Here is a 19,374-nt window from a genome sequence, read left to right as displayed (position 1 = left end):
TCACATCGGCATCGGGTACTGGCGGTGAACCTTTTCGATTTCAGCCAAAACCTCGATCGACAGATTGAGATTGACGGAACTCAGGTCAGTATCGAGCTGCTCCATCGACGTCGCGCCGATGATGACCGACGTCATGAAGGGCCTCGATCGGCAGAAGGCGAGCGCCATGACTGCCGGATTGAGGCCGTACCGAGCCGCGAGCGCGAGATAGGCCTTGGTCGCCGGCTCCTGCAGCGGCTGCAGCCGGCCACCGATATCGGGATTGATCGACGCGCGCGAACCCTTCGGCCTCAGACCATCGACATATTTGCCGGTCAGGATGCCGCCGGCGAGCGGCGAATAGGCAAGCAGCCCGACATCCTCGTGATGCGAGAGTTCGGCAAGGTCAAGGTCGAAATGGCGGTAGAGCAGATTGTACTCGTTCTGGACGCTGGCAACGCGCGGCAGGCCCTTCTGTTCTGAGAGCGTCAGATATTTCTGGATGCCCCAGGTAGTCTCGTTGGAAAGGCCGATCGCCCGGATCTTGCCTTCCTTCACCAGCGCGCCCAGTGTTTCCAGGATTTCGAGCATATTGGCGACGGCCTGGTCTCGATCCTGGGTGAAGGGATTGTAGCTCCAGTTCTGGCGGAAGTGGAAATGGCCGCGGTTCGGCCAGTGGACCTGATAGAGGTCGATGTAATCGGTCCTCAGCCGCTTCAGGCTGGCCTCGAGCGCCAGGCGGATGTTCTTTGCGTCCGCGCCTTCGCCGCCGCGCAGATAATCGCGGCCGCGGCCGGCGACCTTGGTCGCAAGCACGATATTTCGGCGCTTGCCGGACTTGCTGAACCAGCTACCGATATAGTTTTCAGTCCAGCCCTGTGTTTCGGGCGAAACCGGCGTGGTCGGGTAGAGTTCGGCGGTATCGAAGAAATTGACGCCCTTCTCGACGGCGTAGTCCATCTGCGCATGAGCGTCGGCTTCGCTGTTCTGCGAGCCCCAGGTCATGGTGCCAAGGCAGATTTCTGAAACGGAAATGTCAGTTCGGCCTAGGGAATTGTACTTCATGGAAAAACCTTGGGAGAGAGGGAAGCCTTGGAAGGGTCTGGGTGAATCTAGGCTGGATTTGACGGAGCGCAAGAGCAAAATCCGGGCTTTTGCGGGGGCGCGAAAGGCTTTGCGGAGAATGGAGCGCCACTTGACTCTGCCGGAAAGAATGTCAATTGGAGGCAAAACAGCCTTGAGGGGCATAGTCAGGGACATGAACATGACCATCGCTTTCACTTTTCCCGGCCAGGGCAGCCAGACCGTCGGCATGGGCAAGGATCTCGCCGAGAATTTCGCCGAAGCCCGCGCCGTTTTCGAAGAGGTTGATGAGGCACTTGGTGAAAAGCTTTCCGACGTCATGTTCAACGGTCCCGAGGACACGTTGACCTTGACGGCGAACGCCCAACCGGCGCTGATGGCGGTATCGATAGCCGTCGTCCGTGTTCTTCAGGCCAAGGGGGTGGATCTTAAGTCCAAGGTCGCCTATGTCGCCGGCCACTCGCTTGGCGAATATTCGGCACTCTGCGCCGCCGGCACCTTTTCGCTCCCGGATACGGCGCGGCTGCTGCGCATTCGCGGCAATGCCATGCAGGCGGCCGTCCCCGTCGGCGTCGGCGCCATGGCCGCGATCATCGGCCTCGAACATGCCGACGTCGTTGCCGTCTGCGAGGAGGCCGCCGCTACCGGCGCCTGCCAGATCGCCAACGACAATGGCGGCGGCCAGATCGTCATCTCGGGCGAGAAGGCAGCCGTCGAAAAGGCCGCCGGCCTTGCGACCGACAAGGGCGCCAAGCGCGCCATCCTGCTGCCGGTCTCCGCTCCTTTCCATTCCAAGCTGATGGCGCCTGCGGCCGAGGCCATGCGCGCGGCGCTGGCAACGGTTGCCAAGTCCGATCCCGCCGTGCCCCTGATCGCAAATGTCCGCGCGGCGCCAGTGACCGGCGCCGACGAGATCGCCAGCCTCCTGGTCGAGCAGGTGACAGGTCAGGTCCGTTGGCGCGAGACTGTGGAATGGTTTGCGGCAAACGGCGTCACGACGCTTTACGAGCTCGGTTCCGGCAAAGTGCTGACCGGCCTTGCCCGCCGCATCGACAAGACAATCAACGGCGTCTCGGTCAATGGTCCTTCGGATATCGACGCGACCGTCGCCGCCCTCATGGCCTGATTGATATCTCCAGATATAAGGAACCTTTCCATGCTCGATCTTTCCGGCCGCAAGGCTCTCGTCACCGGCGCATCGGGTGGTATCGGCGAGGAAATCGCCCGCCTTCTTCATAAGCAGGGCGCCATCGTCGGTCTGCACGGCACCCGTGTCGAGAAGCTGGAAACGCTGGCGGCCGAGCTCGGCGAGCGCGTCAAGATCTTTCCGGCCAACTTGTCGGACCGTGACGAGGTCAAGGCGCTCGGCCAGAAGGCCGAGGCCGATCTCGAGGGTGTCGATATTCTCGTCAACAATGCCGGCATCACCAAGGACGGCCTGTTCGTGCGCATGAGCGACGAGGACTGGGATGCGGTCCTCGAAGTCAATCTGACGGCGACCTTCTGCCTGACGCGCGAGTTGACGCATCCGATGATGCGCCGCCGCTATGGCCGTATCATCAACATCACCTCCGTCGTCGGCGTCACCGGCAATCCGGGGCAGGCCAATTACTGCGCCTCCAAGGCCGGCATGATCGGCTTCACCAAGTCCTTGGCGCAGGAAATTGCCACCCGTAACGTGACGGTCAACTGCGTCGCGCCCGGCTTCATCGAAAGCGCCATGACCGGCAAGCTGAACGACAAGCAGAAGGAAGCGATCATGGGGGCGATCCCGATGAAGCGCATGGGCACGGGCGGCGAGGTCGCTTCGGCTGTTGCTTACCTTGCATCCTCCGAAGCCGCCTACATGACCGGCCAGACGCTGCACGTAAACGGCGGCATGGCGATGATCTGAAACGACAAACTGTCGGCACGCAGATATTTCCCGCAATAGCATGTTGAGCAATCACGAAGCGTTGATTTTCTGGCTTTGCGGCAGACTTAAACCATGTTAAGCGGGCCAATGACTGTGAACAGTCGTCCCGAGAAAGCAGACGGACCGGCGGGCTTTTCGCAAGCCTGGGACATCTCTGAAGCCGGGTAAACGAGTTTGCCGAGGATGTCTGAAAACATCGCAGGCTGAAACAGGGTAAGGGTGCCGCAACGGCACTCCGATCAGGACATAAGGTCGAGGAAACCGACATGAGCGATATCGCAGAACGCGTAAAGAAAATTGTTATTGATCATCTTGGCGTCGATGCCGACAAGGTCGTCGAGAGCGCCAGCTTTATCGACGATCTGGGCGCTGACTCGCTCGACACGGTCGAACTTGTCATGGCTTTCGAAGAAGAATTCGGCGTTGAAATCCCCGATGACGCTGCCGACTCGATCCTGACGGTCGGCGATGCGGTGAAATTTATTGAGAAGGCTCAGGCCTGATCCTATATATTTGAGAAAGGGCGGGCCTGGAGTCCGCCCTTTTCTTTTCGGCATATTTCTCCATAGAACATAAGAGACGGGGGAAAGCACGCGATGAGACGTGTCGTCATCACCGGTACCGGCATGGTATCACCCTTGGGATGCGGAACTGAGGTGACGTGGTCGCGGCTGCTTGCCGGCCAGAACGGCGCCCGCCTGGTCACCGAATTCGAAGTCGACGACCTTCCCGCCAAGATCGCCTGCCGTATCCCGATCGGTGACGGTACCGACGGCACCTTCAATGCCGATCAGTGGATGGAGCCGAAAGAACAGCGCAAGGTCGATCCCTTCATCATCTTCGGCATGGCCGCCGCCGATATGGCGCTTGCCGATGCCGCCTGGCATCCCGAGACGGATGAGGATCAGATTGCCACCGGCGTGTTGATCGGCTCCGGCATCGGCGGCATCGAAGGCATCGTCGAGGCAGGTTACACCCTGCGCGACAAGGGCCCGCGCCGCATCTCCCCCTTCTTCATTCCCGGCCGCCTGATCAATCTCGTCTCCGGCCAGGTTTCGATCCGCCACAAGCTGCGCGGACCCAATCATTCGGTCGTCACCGCCTGCTCGACAGGTGCGCATGCGATCGGCGATGCCGCGCGGCTGATCGCGCTTGGTGACGCCGATGTCATGGTCGCCGGCGGCACGGAATCTCCCGTCAGCCGTATTTCGCTGGCAGGATTTGCCGCCTGCAAGGCGCTGTCGACCCAGCACAATGACGATCCGCAGAAGGCTTCGCGTCCCTATGACCGTGATCGTGACGGATTCGTCATGGGCGAGGGTGCCGGCATTGTCGTGCTCGAAGAGCTGGAGCATGCCAAGGCGCGCGGCGCCAAGATCTACGCCGAGATCGTCGGCTATGGCCTGTCGGGCGACGCCTACCATATTACCGCGCCCTCTGAAGACGGCGAGGGTGCCGGCCGCTGCATGGCGATGGCGCTGAAGCGCGCCGGATTGACGCCGGCCGATATCGATTACATCAACGCCCACGGGACTTCGACTATGGCCGACACGATCGAGCTCGGGGCGGTCGAGCGCCTGGTCGGCAACGCGGCGTCGAAGATCTCCATGTCCTCGACCAAGTCGGCGACGGGACACCTCCTCGGTGCTGCCGGCGCGATCGAGGCGATCTTCGCGACACTTGCAATCCGTGACAATATCGCGCCGCCGACGCTCAATCTCGACAATCCCGAACGCGAGACAGCGATCGATCTTGTTCCGCACAAGGCTCGTGAGCGAGAAATCGATGTGGCGCTGTCCAACTCGTTCGGATTCGGCGGTACGAACGCATCGCTCGTGCTGCGCCGCTACGCACAGTAAGGGTCCCGTCGTAGCAGGCCGTGTGAAAGCACAGGGACCGGCAGCGGCTTCGTTGAACGGTGGCAGAACCTGCTTTTTGCCGCATTGCTTCGCGAAATAGCGAAATGACGGCCGAGTTATAGAGGATTGCCGGTGAGCGATACGACGAACCAGAGCAACGATACCCAGGCGCAGAAGGGACCGATCATCCCGAAGTCGCCGAGCGAAGCCCTGCGTCCGGAACGGGTTCCCGAGCCGCCGAAACGCTCCAAGAACGCTCGCAGCCAGATCGTCCTTTTCCTGAACTTCATCATGACGATGACTGTGCTGGTCTGCGTCCTCGCCGTCATCGGCTTCTACTACGCGACCTCGACCTATCAGAGCCCGGGCCCGCTGCAGACCAACACCAATTTCATCGTCCGCAACGGTGCGGGTCTCGCCGAAATCGCCTCGAACCTCGAGCGCAACGCGATCATCTCCGATGCCCGCATCTTTCGATATCTGACGGCGACTCATCTTTCCGCCGGCGAGAGCTTGAAGGCCGGCGAATATGAGATTAAGGCGAGAGCTTCCATGAGCGATATCATGGAGCTGCTGAAATCGGGCAAGTCCATTCTCTATTCGGTGTCCTTTCCTGAAGGCCTGACGGTCCGCCAAATGTTCGACCGCATGCTGCAGGATCCAGTGCTGGAAGGCGATCTGCCGGCCGCATTGCCGGCCGAAGGCAGCCTGCGTCCGGACACCTACAAATTCTCGCGCGGCACCAAGCGCTCGGAAATCATCGAACAGATGGCGGCTGCACAGCAGAAGCTGGTCGATCAGATCTGGGATAAGCGCGACGCTTCGTTGCCGCTCCGATCCAAAGAAGAATTTGTGACGCTCGCTTCAATCGTCGAAAAGGAGACCGGCATTCCCGACGAACGTGCCCATGTCGCTTCCGTGTTCCTGAACCGGCTCGGCAAGGGCATGCGCCTGCAGTCCGATCCGACGATCATCTACGGGCTGTTCGGTGGCGAGGGAAAACCGGCGGACCGGCCGATCTACCAATCGGATCTGAAACGGGACACGCCTTACAATACCTATGTCATCAAGGGCCTGCCGCCGACGCCGATCGCCAATCCCGGCAAGGATGCGCTGGAAGCCGTCGCCAACCCTTGGAAAACCCAGGATCTCTATTTCGTCGCCGACGGCACCGGCGGCCACGTCTTTGCCGCTACGCTCGAGGAGCACAATGCCAACGTCAAGCGTTGGCGCAAGCTCGAGGCCGACAAGGGTTCGGACCCGAACATCGCAGTCGACGGCCAGCCGGAAGAGCAGCCGGGCGAAAACGGCGCGACCGTCGTGCCGCCGAAGAAAAAGAAGATCAACTGACAGTTTCGGGAGGCTCGCATGGCTTTGCAGTCCATGACCGGTTTTGCGCGGCGCGAGGGAACGAGCGGCCGCTGGCGGTGGGCGTGGGAACTGCGCTCGGTCAACGGCAAGGGTTTCGACCTGCGCCTGCGCCTGCCGCCCGGTCTCGAACGCATGGAGACAGAGGTCCGCCGCCTTGCCGGCGAAACCTTCAGCCGCGGCAACCTGCAGGCATCGCTCTCGGTCACCGCCGACGAGAACCGTTTCGAGGCAGTTCTGAACAAAGAGGCGCTCGCTGCCGTGCTCGCCATGCGCGAGCAACTGGTTGACGTGATTGATCCGGCGCCTTTGAAGCTCGATACGCTGCTTCTCGTGCGCGGCATCGTGGAGTTCCGTGAAGGCGAGGATGGCGAGGAGGCGCTTGCCGCCCGTGATGCAGATATCGTCGCCGGCCTGCTCACCGCGCTTGCCGATCTCAAGGCAATGCGCGCACAGGAAGGGGCGGTGCTTTCCCGCATCCTTCTCGATCATGTCGCGACGATTGAGAGCCTGACGCGGACGATCGAGATGGATCCCTCACGTTCGCCGGCGGAGATCGCGGCCCGGCTTGCGGCACAGGTTGCCTTGCTGATGGACGGCATGGCCGCCCTCGACCGTGACAGGCTGCACGCGGAGGCCGCTTTGTTGGCGACCAAGGCGGATCTGCGCGAAGAAATCGATCGTCTGAAGGCGCATATCGCCGCCGCGCGCGATCTCCTGGCGAAAGGCGGGCCTGCCGGGCGCCGGCTGGACTTCCTTGCACAGGAATTTAACCGCGAATCGAATACCATCTGCTCGAAGTCGAATGCCTCGGCGGTCACCGCCGCCGGCATCGAGCTGAAAGTCGTGATCGACCAGTTCCGCGAGCAGGTCCAGAATTTGGAGTAGGACATGAAACCGGCGAAATCCTCGCCCGTGCAGATCGCCCGCCGCGGTCTGATGCTTGTCATTTCGTCGCCGTCGGGCGCCGGCAAGTCCACCATTGCGCGCACGCTTCTGGAGACCGACAAGCATATCGGCCTCTCCGTCAGCGTCACCACGCGCCAGCGCCGCCCGAGCGAAGTCGAAGGCGTGCATTACCACTTCAAGAGTGTGCGCGAGTTCGAGCGGTTGCGCGATAGCGACGCGCTGCTCGAATGGGCCGAAGTGCATGGCAATTTCTACGGCACGCCGCGCGAGCCGGTCGAGCACGCCATGGCCGAAGGCCGCGACATGCTCTTCGATATCGATTGGCAGGGCGCCCAGCAGTTGCAGGAGAAGATGTCGGCTGACGTCGTCTCGATCTTTGTGCTGCCGCCGACCATGACGGAGCTCCAGTCGCGGCTGCATCGCCGTGCCGAGGATTCCGAGGAGGTGATTCAGACGCGTCTGGCCAACAGCCGCGCCGAGATCGCCCACTGGCGCGAATATGATTATGTCATCGTCAATGACGATCTCAACACCGCCTTCGACGCCGTCCAGTCGATCGTCAAGGCCGAACGCCTGCGCCGCGACCGCCGCCATGGCATGTTCGATTTCGTCCGAGAGCTGCTGGAAGAGACACCGTCGCTCTGAGGCGCGTCCTCTGTGCCTCCATAAGGAAATGTGGCGCTAAAGGCTATTTGCGAGAAGGCAGAATTCTTCGACTGAGAGGGTCTCCGCCCGCCGCGCCGGATCGATTCCCGCCTTGATGAGCAGGCTTTCGCCGCCGAGTGGCTTCAGGCTCTGGCGCAGCATCTTGCGGCGCTGGCCGAAGGCGGCCTGCGTTACTTTTTCCAGATTGGCGATGGCGCAGGGGATGGGATTTGCCCTCGGGACAAGATGCACTACCGTCGAAGTCACCTTCGGCGGCGGCGTGAAGGCTTGCGGCGACACGTCGAAGGCCATGCGTGCCTCAGTCCGCCAGCCACAGAGCACGCCGAGACGGCCGTAATGGTCGTCGTCCTCGCCGGCAACGATCCGGGCGCCGACTTCCTTCTGGAACATCAGCGTGAGCGATTGCCAGAATGGCGGCCAGGCCCTTGGCAGCAGCCAGTTGACCAGCAGCTGCGTACCGACATTGTAGGGCAGGTTGGCGATGATCTTGACCGGTCCTTCCGGCGCCAGTGCTTCGAAATCCGTCTTCAGCGCATCGCCTTCGATCACCTCCAGTCGGCCGGGATAGTGGTCGGCGATCTCGGCAAGCGCCGGCAGGCAGCGCGCGTCCCGCTCGATGGCGATGACCTTCTTGGCGCCGAGCGCCAGAATCGCCCGGGTCAGCCCGCCGGGGCCGGGGCCGACCTCGAAAACGGTGGTCTCTTCGAGCGCGCCTGCGGTGCGGGCGACCTTCTGGGTGAGGTTGAGGTCGAGCAGGAAGTTCTGCCCGAGCGCCTTGCGCGCATCGAGGCCGTGACGCTGAATGACGTCGCGAAGCGGCGGCAGGCCATCGAGTGCTGCCATCAGCGGCGGCCTTCGGCGGTGCGGCCGAGCTGGGCGGCAAGCTTCAGTGCCGCAACCAGGCTCTGCTCGCGCGCCAGTCCCTTGCCGGCAATGCCGAAAGCGGTGCCGTGGTCCGGCGAGGTTCGCACGAAGGGAAGTCCGAGGGTCACGTTGACGCTGTCGTCGAAACCGAGTGCCTTGGCGGGGATCAGCGCTTGGTCGTGGTACATGCAGATGGCGACATCATATCGCGCCCGCGCCTCGTCATGGAACATCGTATCGGCGGGCAGGGGGCCGATCGCGTCGATACCCTCGTCACGCAGTTGCTCGATCGATGGGCGGATGATGTCCTCATCCTCCGCGCCGATCGCTCCGCCTTCACCAGCATGCGGGTTGAGGCCGGCGACGGCAAGGCGCGGCGCGTCGATACCGAAGCGCTGCCTGAGATCCGCATCGGCGATCCGGCAGGTTTCGATGATCAGTTCGCCGGTCAGTGCTTGCGGCACATCGCGGACAGGAATGTGGATGGTAACTGGAATGGCCCGGAGTTTCGGTCCCGACAACATCATGACCGGCGTCACCGGCCTGCCGGTCGCCCTGGCGGCAAGGTCGGCGAGAAATTCGGTATGGCCGGGAAACCGGAAACCCGCCTCGTAGAGCACGCCCTTGGCGATCGGATTGGTGACGACTGCGAGTGCCTCGCCGCCGATGACAAGCGAGACTGCTTTCTCGATCGCCGCGATCGTGCCCTTCGCCGTTACCGCATGCGGCTCGCCGGCCACCACCTCAATGCCGGCCGGCACGCTCATGACGGGCAGAGCATCGGCAAATATGCCGGTGGCCTCGCCGGCCCTGTCGATCTCACGTATGGAAACCGCCAGATTGAGCTGGCGGGCCCGTAGAGCCAAAACATCCGGATCGCCGATCAGGAAAAAAGGCGGAAGCCCGAGTTCACGCCGCTGGAGCCAGGCCGTCAGGGTGATATCCGGTCCGATGCCGGCGGGATCGCCCTGGCTCAACGCAAGCGGTCGTGAGAAGGGTATCGCCATCGTCGGTCAGCGATAGGCGATCTGCGCCTTCTTGCGCAGTTCGTCCAGGAATTTCTTGCTGTTTTCGTTTTCCGGTGGGCCGCTCTTGCCGGCCTTGGACTTGTCGAGATCCTCCTGGCGGAAGACCATTTCGGCGGCCTGGTCGTCGGAGACCTGGCGCTGGCTGCAGATCGCCAGATATTCGACGCCCTTCTCGGTAACGCGGGTGCCTGTCGTGTTGCCCTTGGCCTGCTCGACCAGAGGTTTCCAATCCGGCGGGATCTCGGGAGCAAGCATGCGGCCGAGATCGCGCACGGAAACATCGCGCATCGTTGCGGCAAAGGTCTTTGCCTGATCGCAGCCGGGGAATTTCGAGCGCGATGCCTCGGCCTCGCCCTTGCGCTTACCGGTGATGGCGCCGCGCTTGGCCTCAGGAATGACGAAGATGATCTGCTGCAGCATATATTCCGTCGTCACCGGCTTTTGCTTGTTGTTCTGCATCATGCGCGAGACGAGATCATAATTCGACAGCCGCGAGGTCGAGCCGTAGCGCGCATTGACGACGCGCGGCCAGCTCATCTGCACGGCGATGAAGCCTTTGAAATGGTCGACGCCGACGCCGGCGCGATCGAGGATCTGCGACATCTGTTCGACGGAAAGTTTGTTGCCGGCCGAAAAGCGTGCGAAAGACGCATCGACGTCCTGCTGCGAAACCGACATATGGACGCGGGCGACCTCCTGGCGCTTGAGCGTCTCGTCGATCAATTGCTCCGTGGCGGTCTTGGCGTCGGCCTTGGTATGCTGCAGGCGCAGGAAGGCCTGACGCTTGGCGACGTCGCCGCTGGTGATGGCTGTGCCGTTCACCACGGCCTGGACTCCGCTTGCCGCAAGCGCCGGGCCGGCAAGGCCCGTCAGCAAAGCGATCGCTGCGCCGGCGAGAAAGGCGGTTATGGCTTTTTTCGCGTCAATCATCTGTTGACCTCCCAATAGCGCCGCGAGACTTTGATCGCGGCGTCCTTACCACAGTGCGAGACACGCGGAAATCGCTTCCATCGCGGCGCGAAACTCCTATGCCTCGGATATCGACTGGCGGCAATGTCCTGCACAGGCTTACGGCGAAAGAATGACTTGAGGCCATGTTTGCGCCGTCCGCCCGTTAATTGGAGAGGGTGTCTGTGCCGATCTTGATGTCGCCGAGCGTACGGAACGTCAGCCGCGCGCCGATCGTCCAGTCGCTTGCCGACTCGTCGTCGGAATCCCTGCTATCCGTATAGGCGATCGTGAAGATCGTGCATTCGTCCTCATAGGAAAGCCCGAGGGTCCGGCGGCTGATCACATCATTGTTGAGATCCCATGCGATGCCGCCGAAGATCGACCAGTAGTCCTTGAATTTGACCCTGCTGCTGGTCTGGATCTCGTCATTGTCCTCGGCGAAGCCATAGGCCGGCTGGGCGCTGAGATGCGTGTAAGTCACCTGCGTCTGGAAGGTGTCGTTCTGGTAGGCTGTCGTCAGGTCGCCACGGCGAAACTCGAAATCCTTCTCGTCGAGCCGGTAGGAGGCCGCAACGGAAACACCGTACGGCGTTTCGACGCCGCCGAGGCCGACATAATCGGAGCGGTCGGTTTCGAGGCCAGAATCCGCGCCGACATTGACGAGGTCATCCGTCGCGAACGAGTTCTGGCCGGCGATCTGATAAGACTGGCCGAAAATGCCGTGCAGCTTGTAACCGCTGTCGAACGTCCCGGTATACTGGAAGCCGACATTGGCGCGGGTGCCGCCTTCGACGCGGTCGTAACCAGAGAATTTATCGCGGTCGAAGAGCGAGGTGGCATCGAAAACGAAACTCTGTGCATCCTCGTTCGGCAGCCGGCCGGCGAGCTGCTCGTCGGGGCGCGCATAGATCTGGACGATCGGCTCCAGAATATGCGTGCTGTTATCAGTCGTCATCAGGATCGGATATCGCATCTCCAGCCCGGCGGTGAACATCGAGCGAGTGGCGGATTCGTCGTCAAGATAATTGCCGGCGTAACCGGTCGGGTCGTTCATGTTCAACGCGAAAGCGTCGCCGCGCGCGGCCAGAAGCGGCGTGATCACCAGACCGGTCGGCGTGACATAGGTGCGTTTCCATTGAAGTTCGGCCGTCAGACGCGAAGTCTGGCCCTTCAGGCCACGGAACCGGTCGAATCCGTCGACGGTATAGAAGTCGTCGTGTGTGCGTGAAATATTCGTCAGGTTGACGTCCGCAGAAAGTTCACCGCCTGCAAGCGGCTGAGGCGCGACATAGTGATAATCAAGCGCGGGATAGACGATGGCCTGCTGCTTTTCGGCCGTGTTCGTCCGATCGGCATCCTGGACGTCGAAATAAAACGCCCGCATGTCGAAATAATTCCGTTTCCCGAGCCCCGTCAGGTAGATCTGGTTCGTGCGATCGGTGCTGCTCAAGCCGCGCAGCTTGTAGGTTTTCGAGAAATTGTTGTCGCTCTGCACCATGACGTCCCAGCCGAACGTCCAGCGCGGATTGATGCGGAACTCCGCCTTTGACGCCACCATGCCGCGCTGCTCGGCTTCGGCATCGCTGGTGCCCGAGCTGAAATTGTCCGGCTTTGCCTGGTCGATGCCGGCGACGCGCAGGATATGCGTGCCGTTTTCGAATCGCTGACGAAATTCGCCTTCGACCAGGAAGCCCTGGGCCGTGTAGCCGGTCGCCGTGACCGTCGCATCCATGCTCGGCGAGATCACGTAATAATAAGGAATGGAAAGGCCGAAGCCGAGGTTCTGCGACAGGCTCATCGTCGGGAACAGGAAGCCGGACTTGCGCTTCACCGTATTGTCGGGAACCTCGATGAACGGCACGAAGGCAATCGGGTAACCAAGCAGCTCGAAGCGCGCCCGCTCCAGGCGGATCGTATGGGTTTCGCCATTCTGGATCACGCGCTTGGCCTTGACCTGCCAGAACGGTGCGCGCTTCGGATCTTCGGCGCAGGGAAGGCAGGCGGTATAGACGCCCTTGTTGAGAATCATCTTCGTGCCGCCGACCCGCTCGCCGCTTTCGGCGACGATACGCGTATTGTCGGAAGTTTCGATGCGCAGCGAGTTCAGGAACCCGTCGGCGAAATTGTCGGTCACGTCTAGGTTGTCGGCATAGATGCGGTTGCCGTCCGGACTGACGAGCTCGACATTGCCGAGCGCCATCATCCGGCCCGTCTTCTGGTTGTACTCGACCTTCTGCGCGACCATTTTGTAGCCGCCATAGTTGATCTGCACGCCGCCGATCGCCGACACGAGTTCGGCGTCACGGTTATAGACGAGTTCATTGGCCGAAAGCAGAAGCTTGGCCCCTTCGGGAATCTTATTCTCGATATTTTGTTCAGGCGTGTTGGCCTGGCCATAGGAGGCCGGGGCGCTGCCGAAATAGGAACATAGAGCCGCACCGACAAGCAGGGCAACCAACTGTTTACTAAAATACTTGCGGTCGCCTACCGCCACTAGCCGTCCTCCTGATGAAGCAAAATAGTCGCGCCCAAGGCCAACGCGACGACAACCGGTATCCAGGTCGCCACGAAGGGAGGCACGACTCCACTGCTTCCGAATGCTTTAACAAGCACGGTGACGACATAAAGCATGAAGCCTGACAGGATTCCACCCAGAATCACGGAGCGGGATTGGTTGAACCGGCTAAATTTTAGGGACACTGTTGCAGCAATGAGAGTCATGGCCACCAGCAGCAAAGGCTGAGACAACAGGGAGTTGAATTGCGTCTCCAAGGCCTTGGTCGAGATGCCGAAGGATTTGGCCGCCGCAATGCGATTGGAAAGGTCAAAGAAACCAATTGTTTCCGGCGCTGTCAGCCGCTCCTGAACGAAATCCTGTTTCAGATTGGTGCGAAGTTGGACCGAAGCTTTGCGCAGTGGGATTTCGCCAGGCTTGCGCTCGACGACGCCGTTAAGCTGCCAGTAACCATCTTCCAACTTTGCCGTGGCGGCATCCTGTCTCAGAATGACTCGGCCGCTTGAATCGAAATGGATCAATACGGCGTCGATCAGCTTGGTTCCGTTCTCCTGGACCGTCTGGGCGCCTATGATGACATCGTCGCGGCCGCTGATCTGGCGCAGCCACGGAATCTGCGGCGCCTTGCGCAGAACCGCGTTTTCGCCACGCCAGTCGGACTCGACCAGCAGCGCCTGGCGCTGTCCCCAGGCGGCAAGCGGGTTGAGCGCCGTCATCGTCAGCACGCCGAGTGCAATTGAGCCGGCGATGAACGGAAACATGAATTGCCAGACCGAGATGCCGGCCGCGCGCGTGACCACGAGCTCATATTTCCGATTGAGCCCGATCAGCACCGTCATGCCGACGAAGAGGGCGACGAAGGGGATTGTCTGCTGCAGGATGAGCGGCAGGCGCACGGCGGTCATCACGATGCCGCCGCCGATCGTGTAGCCGGGCAGGCCGGACATGCGCCCAGCCGTCTCGCTGAAATCAAGCAGGAAGGCGATCGCCGATACGCCGATCAGAAACCAGCAGGTCGTCGCCAGATAACGGCGAAAGAAATAACGCGACAATGTCCCGAACATCATTGGGCCGCGCCCCCGCCGGACCTGCTGGTCGCGGTAAGCAGTCTTTCCTGCATGCGTCTCCAGGAAACCGATATCCGGTCCCAGACGAACGAAGGCATGACCAGTCGCTTGTGCAGGCCGAGGAAGATGATCGAGATGATGCTGCTGACGATCGGGATGGCGTAGAGAACCGCGATATATTCCGGATCGGTGTCGATTTGGTTTGCCGCGTAGAAAGCAGCCCATCGTAGCGCGAAAGCATAGCCGAGCGCGCTCACCATCGGATGCAGCCGAGCCTCCCGGTGCGAGCGCGCGTCGCCGGCGATCGCCAGTGAGAACAATGCAAAGACGACGGGCAGGATCCAGTCCGTCAGCCGTCGATGCAATTCGGCGCGGTAGCTCTGGGGGCGGATCGTATAGTCCTTGTCGTTCGGATCCGGATTGAACAGGAACCACAGGTCACGGTCGCTGGCTTTCAGCGTCGCCTGACCGCGGCTCTCCGTCATGTCGGAGAGGTCGAAGGAATAGGAATCGAAATTGATGACCGAGACGTTGCCGTCGGGCGTTTTGCGATGCACCTCGCCGTCGTGCATGATCAGCGTCGTGCCGGTATCGTCGACGGCGCCCTCCTTGGCGTAATAGATGAGCTCGTAGGCCGGGTCCCGCTCGTCGGCGACGAATAGGCCCTTCAGCATCCGCCCCGCCAGGCGTTGTGAAATCTGCACATAGAGACCTTCGTCGAGCTTGCGGAAGGTCTTTTCTTCGATAACCGAGGAGAGGAGATCGGCGTAGGTTTCGGCGATCATCTGACGCGCCACCGTCTTTGCCCGTGGCTCGACGATGTTGTCGACGAAAAAGGAAAAGACGCTGATGACGGCGGCAAGCAGCAAGATCGGCCGGACCAGAATGGTTCGCCGTGCCCCGGCCGCGTCGATGACGGTCAGCTCGGAATCGTTGTTCATCGTCGTCAGCGTCTGGGTGATGGCGATGACGAGAGCGAAGGGCAGCACCACGGGAATGATCGATGGCAGGATCATCGTCGCCAGCTTGGCGAACGAGCCGATCGACTGGCCGCTGTCGGTGACGAGATTGATGCGCTGCAGGACCTGTGTCGTCCAGATGATCGCCAACACGGGCAGGAGCGCCACGAGAAACATCTGGCCGACGCGCCGCAATATGTATGTCTCGAGTAGTTTCATGCCGGCCCTTGAAAGCACCTGCACGCCCAAACGGCTTGCAGGAGAATCCCTCTACGCTCTTTGTCGCGCTTTTGCGACAAGCAGGTGTCAAAAATTCATTCAATTTTCAGAATTTTTTTGGCCCTGTTGCGACTCAGTTAACGCCAGCAGTGCCGCGAAGACGACAAGCGAGGACAGCCATCCGAGCGTCACGTCGGAGAGATAATGCGCGCCGAAGGACAGCCGCATGGCCGGCGTCAGGATTGAGATCGCGGCGACCGGCGGCACCAGAGCATAACGCAGCGATTTCGGGACGAAGAGCAGAAGGCAGAACAGCCATCCAGCGCTCGCCGCCTCGCCGGAGACAAAGGAGCAGTTCGAGACGCATTTGCCGGCCAGCGAGCCGGCCTCGACGAAATGCAGGCTCCCACCGAAAATATCCGTCTGCACCGGCCGCGGCCGGCCCCAATGTTCCTTCAGGATAACATTGACTAGCAGCACCGGCCCGATCAGCAGCGTTCCGAGCGCGACCTTGAGCTTACGCGCCCGCTCGGCGTTGAAGGTCGCGCCGTGCTGCTGGTAGCATTCGATCAGCTTCCACGCCATGACGATCGCCACGACGTAGGGCAGGCGGAAGAAGATGGTTCGCAGCAGGTCGAAAATCCCCGAGTCGCGATAGGGAAAGCCGCCGCAGATGCTCCCGGCAGCGGCAGTCGCGTCACAATCTGCGCCCACAAAAAAAAGCTGGGAAAAATAAACGTCTATTCCAGGGAAGGCGCGAAAGAGCGCAAGCAGCGCCCACCACGCCCAGAACAGAAACAGGAATGCACCGAAAGTCGTTTTCGGCAGGCGGATCACAGGGCCCTGCCATCGATTTTTCGAAAAAACTGTCAACGCGAATATCTACGAAACTGACGAAAACACCAGGGCCTGGACGGCCGCGGGCGACCATAACAATAGTCGCGAGCCATTGACAGACCCGCCAAACGCGAAATTATCCGCCAGGGACGGATTTCAAGAATCCCAGCGGAGAAGACATGTCAGCAAAGTTCGAAATTTCATTCTCGAAGTCGGCAAAGCTCAATGGCGGGCTCGCGATCCTGCTGAAAACTGCGGAGGCCGACAGCGCCGCAGGCACCGAAACGGCTGATCCGGCAGGCGTGATCGCCAAGGCTGCCAAGATCGCTCGATTCTCCGCTAAATCAATGGCCGCGCTTGATATTGTCGCCCCGGAAGGAGCCCCCGTCGAGCGTATCGTTGTCGTCGGGCTTGGCAAGGCCAGCGAACTCACCGCTCACGACTGGCTGAAAGCCGGCGGCGCCGCGGCGTCGAAAATCAAGAATACCGACAAGGCCGCCATCTTCATCGACGTGCCCGGCCTTGAGACGAACGCGCGCGCCGCCGCTGATTTCGCGCTCGGCATGCTGCTGCGCGCCTACAGCTTCGATGCCTATAAGACAAAGAAGAATGATGACGAGGAAAAGCCGGCAAAATCCGTTAAGGTGACGATCGTCACCGCCGATGCGACCGGCGCCAGGAAGGCGTTTTCCGATTCCGAAGCGATCGCAGGCGGTGTCAATCTCGCCCGTGACCTTGTCAACGAACCGCCGAACGCGCTTGGACCTGTCGAGTTCGCCGCCAAGGCGAAGGAACTGGAAAAGCTGGGCGTCGAGGTGGAGATCCTAACAGAGAAGGAAATGCGCCGTCTCGGCATGGGTGCATTGCTCGGCGTTGCGCAGGGCTCCGTGCGTCCGCCGCGTCTGGCGGTCATGCAGTGGAAGGGCGGCAAGAGCAAGGACCGTCCGGTCGCCTTCATCGGCAAGGGCGTCGTTTTCGATACCGGCGGCATTTCGATCAAGCCGGCCGCCGGCATGGAGGATATGAAGGGGGATATGGGCGGTGCCGCCGCCGTGACCGGCCTGATGCACGTGCTCGCCGCCCGCAAAGCCGCCGTCAACGCGGTCGGCATTATCGGCCTGGTCGAGAACATGCCCGATGGCAACGCCCAGCGCCCGGGCGACATCGTCACCTCCATGTCCGGCCAGACGATCGAGGTGATCAACACCGATGCCGAAGGCCGCCTCGTGCTCTGCGATGCGCTCTGGTATTGCAATGATCGCTTCAAGCCACAGTTCATGATCAATCTGGCCACCCTGACCGGTGCAATCGTGGTGGCGCTTGGCAACGTGCACGCCGGCCTGTTCTCCAATGACGACGAGCTTTCGGCACAGCTGACGGCGGCCGGCCTTTCCACAAACGAGAAACTCTGGCGCCTGCCGCTCGGCAAGGATTATGACAAGCTGATCGACAGCAAATTCGCCGACATGAAGAACACCGGCGGCCGCCAGGCCGGCTCGATCACCGCGGCGCATTTCCTCAAACGCTTCGTCCAGGAGACGCCTTGGGCGCATCTCGATATCGCCGGCACGGCGATGGGATCGCCGCAGGATGAGATCAACCAGTCCTGGGGTTCCGGTTTCGGCGTGCGCCTGCTCGACGAGCTCGTTCGCGCGCATCATGAATCCCGATGACCGACGTTCTCTTCTATCATCTGACCGAAACCAGGCTGGAAGACGCGCTTCCACCGCTCCTCGACAAAAGTGTCGAGCGCGGCTGGCGCGTCGTCGTCCAGACGCGCGAGGCGGCGCGGCGCGATGCACTCGATGCGCATCTTTGGACGTTCCGGGAGGAGAGTTTCCTGCCGCATGGGACCGACGACGGCGATTTTGCCGAAAGCCAGCCGGTGCTTTTGACGGTGACACCGGACAATGCCAATGCGGCGACGGTTCGTTTCATTGTCGACGGTGCCGAGCCGCCGCCGGCCGATGCCTATGAGCGCGTCGTCTTCATGTTCGACGGTCACGATCAGGAGCAGTTGGAAACTGCCCGCGCGCAATGGAAGAAGCTGAAAGGCGAGGGGCATAACCTCACCTATTGGCAGCAGACACCGGAAGGGCGGTGGGAGAAGAAGGCTTGAGCGGGTCCTTGCCGTCGGAGCCGACAGGCAAGGACCTCAAATGGCTCAGTCGTGGAACGCCTCGACGAATTTCCGCTTGCCGAGCATGAAAGCATCGGCGACGTGGCGCAGGGGTGCCAGATCGACATCCGATTTGCCCGCCTTGATGATCTCAGCGAAGCGGCGATAGAGCGAAGGATATTCCTGTTCCGGTTCGGCGAATGTCAGCGTGCCGTCGATGGAAAGCTTGGCGCCGCCCTCGGAGAGGACCATCTGGCCGGCTGCCGTTTCCGCAATGATGTCCCAGCTCTGCTTGCCGGTCTGGCGCCAGTCGAATTCGGCATGAACCGGCAGGCCGTCTGCATCGCGGAAGTGAATGTCGGCGGCGATCGGCGCATCACGATTTTCTGGGAATTCCAGCACAGCCCCGGTGATGAAGACCTGCCGCGGCAGGATATGGGTGACGATCGACAGCGCATTGATGCCGGGATCGAAAACGCCGAGGCCGCCGGCCTGCCAGATCCAGTCCTGGTTCGGATGCCAGTGGCGGACATCCTCTTTCCAGATCACATGCACGCTTTTGATCGTCGTCGAAGCAAGAAAGGCCTTGGTGGCTTCGACGGCCGGCGCATAACGCGAATGCCAGCTGGCAAACAGCGACGCACCCTGCTTGTTCGCCAGCGCCTCGAGGTCGGCCACTTCGCTCAGCGTTGCACCCGGCGGCTTTTCCAGGAAGACATGCTTGCCGGCAACGAGCGCCTTGTAGGCGGCTTCATAGCGGTATTGCGGCGGCATGCAGAGCGAGACGGCATCGATCGAAGGCTCGGCGTCGAGCATCGCGTCGATCGTGGTGTAGCTGTTGATGCCTTCGACTGTGCCGTGACGGCTTGCCGTGGCGACGAGCTTGAAGTCCGGGTTCTTGGCGATGGAAGGGAGGTGCTGGTCGCGGACGATCTTGCCGACGCCGACGATGGCGAGGTTGATAGGGGACATGTGTTTCGCTCGTGCCTGTATGAAAAGTATGATTAATTGAGCGTGTTGTAGCAGAAAGAAGAGC

At 61.2% G+C, this 19,374-nt stretch carries 18 protein-coding genes; 9 read left to right on the top strand and 9 right to left on the bottom strand.

Going from position 1 to position 19,374, the window contains the following annotated elements; genetic code table 11:
- On the bottom strand, positions 1-1,044 hold the full coding sequence (locus FHT70_RS06240; RefSeq protein WP_183699599.1) for an aldo/keto reductase: 1,044 nt from the start codon (positions 1,042-1,044) through the stop codon (positions 1-3).
- A gap of 199 nt (positions 1,045-1,243) precedes the next feature.
- Between FHT70_RS06240 and fabD the strand changes: the two genes are divergently transcribed.
- The 7 genes from fabD (at position 1,244) to gmk (ending at position 7,758) form a co-directional block, all read left to right on the top strand.
- Entirely contained in the window at positions 1,244-2,188 is a 945-nt protein-coding gene (gene fabD / locus FHT70_RS06235) for an ACP S-malonyltransferase (protein WP_183699597.1), read from the top strand.
- A gap of 30 nt (positions 2,189-2,218) precedes the next feature.
- The gene (gene fabG / locus FHT70_RS06230; protein WP_183699595.1) at positions 2,219-2,956 is read left to right on the top strand and encodes a 3-oxoacyl-[acyl-carrier-protein] reductase; all 738 of its coding nucleotides are present in this window, start codon (positions 2,219-2,221) and stop codon (positions 2,954-2,956) included.
- Positions 2,957-3,243: 287 nt separating this feature from the next.
- Positions 3,244-3,480, top strand: coding sequence for an acyl carrier protein (locus tag FHT70_RS06225; protein WP_003547058.1), 237 nt, complete (start codon positions 3,244-3,246; stop codon positions 3,478-3,480).
- A gap of 93 nt (positions 3,481-3,573) precedes the next feature.
- A complete protein-coding gene (gene fabF, locus FHT70_RS06220; RefSeq protein ID WP_183699593.1) occupies positions 3,574-4,836 on the top strand; it encodes a beta-ketoacyl-ACP synthase II in 1,263 nt (420 codons plus the stop codon).
- 132 nt (positions 4,837-4,968) lie between these two features.
- Positions 4,969-6,186: an endolytic transglycosylase MltG gene (gene mltG / locus FHT70_RS06215; RefSeq protein WP_085780029.1), complete on the top strand. Its 1,218-nt coding sequence runs from the start codon at positions 4,969-4,971 to the stop codon at positions 6,184-6,186.
- Positions 6,187-6,204: 18 nt separating this feature from the next.
- Positions 6,205-7,092: a YicC/YloC family endoribonuclease gene (locus FHT70_RS06210; RefSeq protein ID WP_183699591.1), complete on the top strand. Its 888-nt coding sequence runs from the start codon at positions 6,205-6,207 to the stop codon at positions 7,090-7,092.
- A 3-nt stretch (positions 7,093-7,095) separates the two neighbouring features.
- Positions 7,096-7,758, top strand: coding sequence for a guanylate kinase (gmk, locus tag FHT70_RS06205; protein WP_183699589.1), 663 nt, complete (start codon positions 7,096-7,098; stop codon positions 7,756-7,758).
- 36 nt (positions 7,759-7,794) lie between these two features.
- Here gmk and rsmA read toward each other — a convergent pair whose 3' ends face one another.
- The 7 genes from rsmA to lpxF all read right to left on the bottom strand — a co-directional run bounded on the left by rsmA (position 7,795) and on the right by lpxF (position 16,255).
- Positions 7,795-8,622, bottom strand: coding sequence for a 16S rRNA (adenine(1518)-N(6)/adenine(1519)-N(6))-dimethyltransferase RsmA (rsmA, locus tag FHT70_RS06200; protein WP_183699587.1), 828 nt, complete (start codon positions 8,620-8,622; stop codon positions 7,795-7,797).
- Positions 8,622-9,650 carry a 4-hydroxythreonine-4-phosphate dehydrogenase PdxA gene (gene pdxA, locus FHT70_RS06195; RefSeq protein ID WP_183699585.1) on the bottom strand — a complete coding sequence of 343 codons (1,029 nt, stop codon included), beginning with the start codon at positions 9,648-9,650 and terminating at the stop codon, positions 8,622-8,624. The genes rsmA and pdxA overlap by 1 nt, the downstream gene beginning before the upstream one ends.
- Before the next feature lie 6 nt (positions 9,651-9,656).
- On the bottom strand, positions 9,657-10,601 hold the full coding sequence (locus tag FHT70_RS06190) for a peptidylprolyl isomerase (RefSeq protein ID WP_183699583.1): 945 nt from the start codon (positions 10,599-10,601) through the stop codon (positions 9,657-9,659).
- A 184-nt stretch (positions 10,602-10,785) separates the two neighbouring features.
- A complete protein-coding gene (locus tag FHT70_RS06185; protein ID WP_183699581.1) occupies positions 10,786-13,116 on the bottom strand; it encodes an LPS-assembly protein LptD in 2,331 nt (776 codons plus the stop codon).
- The gene (gene lptG / locus FHT70_RS06180; RefSeq protein WP_085777661.1) at positions 13,116-14,204 is read right to left on the bottom strand and encodes an LPS export ABC transporter permease LptG; all 1,089 of its coding nucleotides are present in this window, start codon (positions 14,202-14,204) and stop codon (positions 13,116-13,118) included. Before lptG ends, FHT70_RS06185 begins: the two co-directional genes overlap by 1 nt.
- Positions 14,201-15,382: an LPS export ABC transporter permease LptF gene (gene lptF, locus FHT70_RS06175; protein ID WP_085777662.1), complete on the bottom strand. Its 1,182-nt coding sequence runs from the start codon at positions 15,380-15,382 to the stop codon at positions 14,201-14,203. The genes lptG and lptF overlap by 4 nt, the downstream gene beginning before the upstream one ends.
- 99 nt (positions 15,383-15,481) lie before the next feature.
- Positions 15,482-16,255 carry a lipid A 4'-phosphatase gene (gene lpxF / locus FHT70_RS06170; RefSeq protein ID WP_183699579.1) on the bottom strand — a complete coding sequence of 258 codons (774 nt, stop codon included), beginning with the start codon at positions 16,253-16,255 and terminating at the stop codon, positions 15,482-15,484.
- Positions 16,256-16,398: 143 nt separating this feature from the next.
- Between lpxF and FHT70_RS06165 the strand changes: the two genes are divergently transcribed.
- Positions 16,399-17,892 (top strand): leucyl aminopeptidase, encoded by a 1,494-nt coding sequence (locus FHT70_RS06165; RefSeq protein WP_097598469.1) that lies wholly within the window; start codon positions 16,399-16,401, stop codon positions 17,890-17,892.
- Entirely contained in the window at positions 17,889-18,338 is a 450-nt protein-coding gene (locus tag FHT70_RS06160; protein ID WP_097598468.1) for a DNA polymerase III subunit chi, read from the top strand. Before FHT70_RS06165 ends, FHT70_RS06160 begins: the two co-directional genes overlap by 4 nt.
- A 45-nt stretch (positions 18,339-18,383) precedes the next feature.
- Here FHT70_RS06160 and FHT70_RS06155 read toward each other — a convergent pair whose 3' ends face one another.
- Entirely contained in the window at positions 18,384-19,310 is a 927-nt protein-coding gene (locus FHT70_RS06155; protein ID WP_183699577.1) for a Gfo/Idh/MocA family oxidoreductase, read from the bottom strand.
- Positions 19,311-19,374: the final 64 nt, after the last annotated feature.

This window comes from Rhizobium sp. BK049 (assembly GCF_014193135.1).
Classification (GTDB): domain Bacteria; phylum Pseudomonadota; class Alphaproteobacteria; order Rhizobiales; family Rhizobiaceae; genus Rhizobium.
This window is presented reverse-complemented; position numbering and strand designations above follow the sequence as displayed.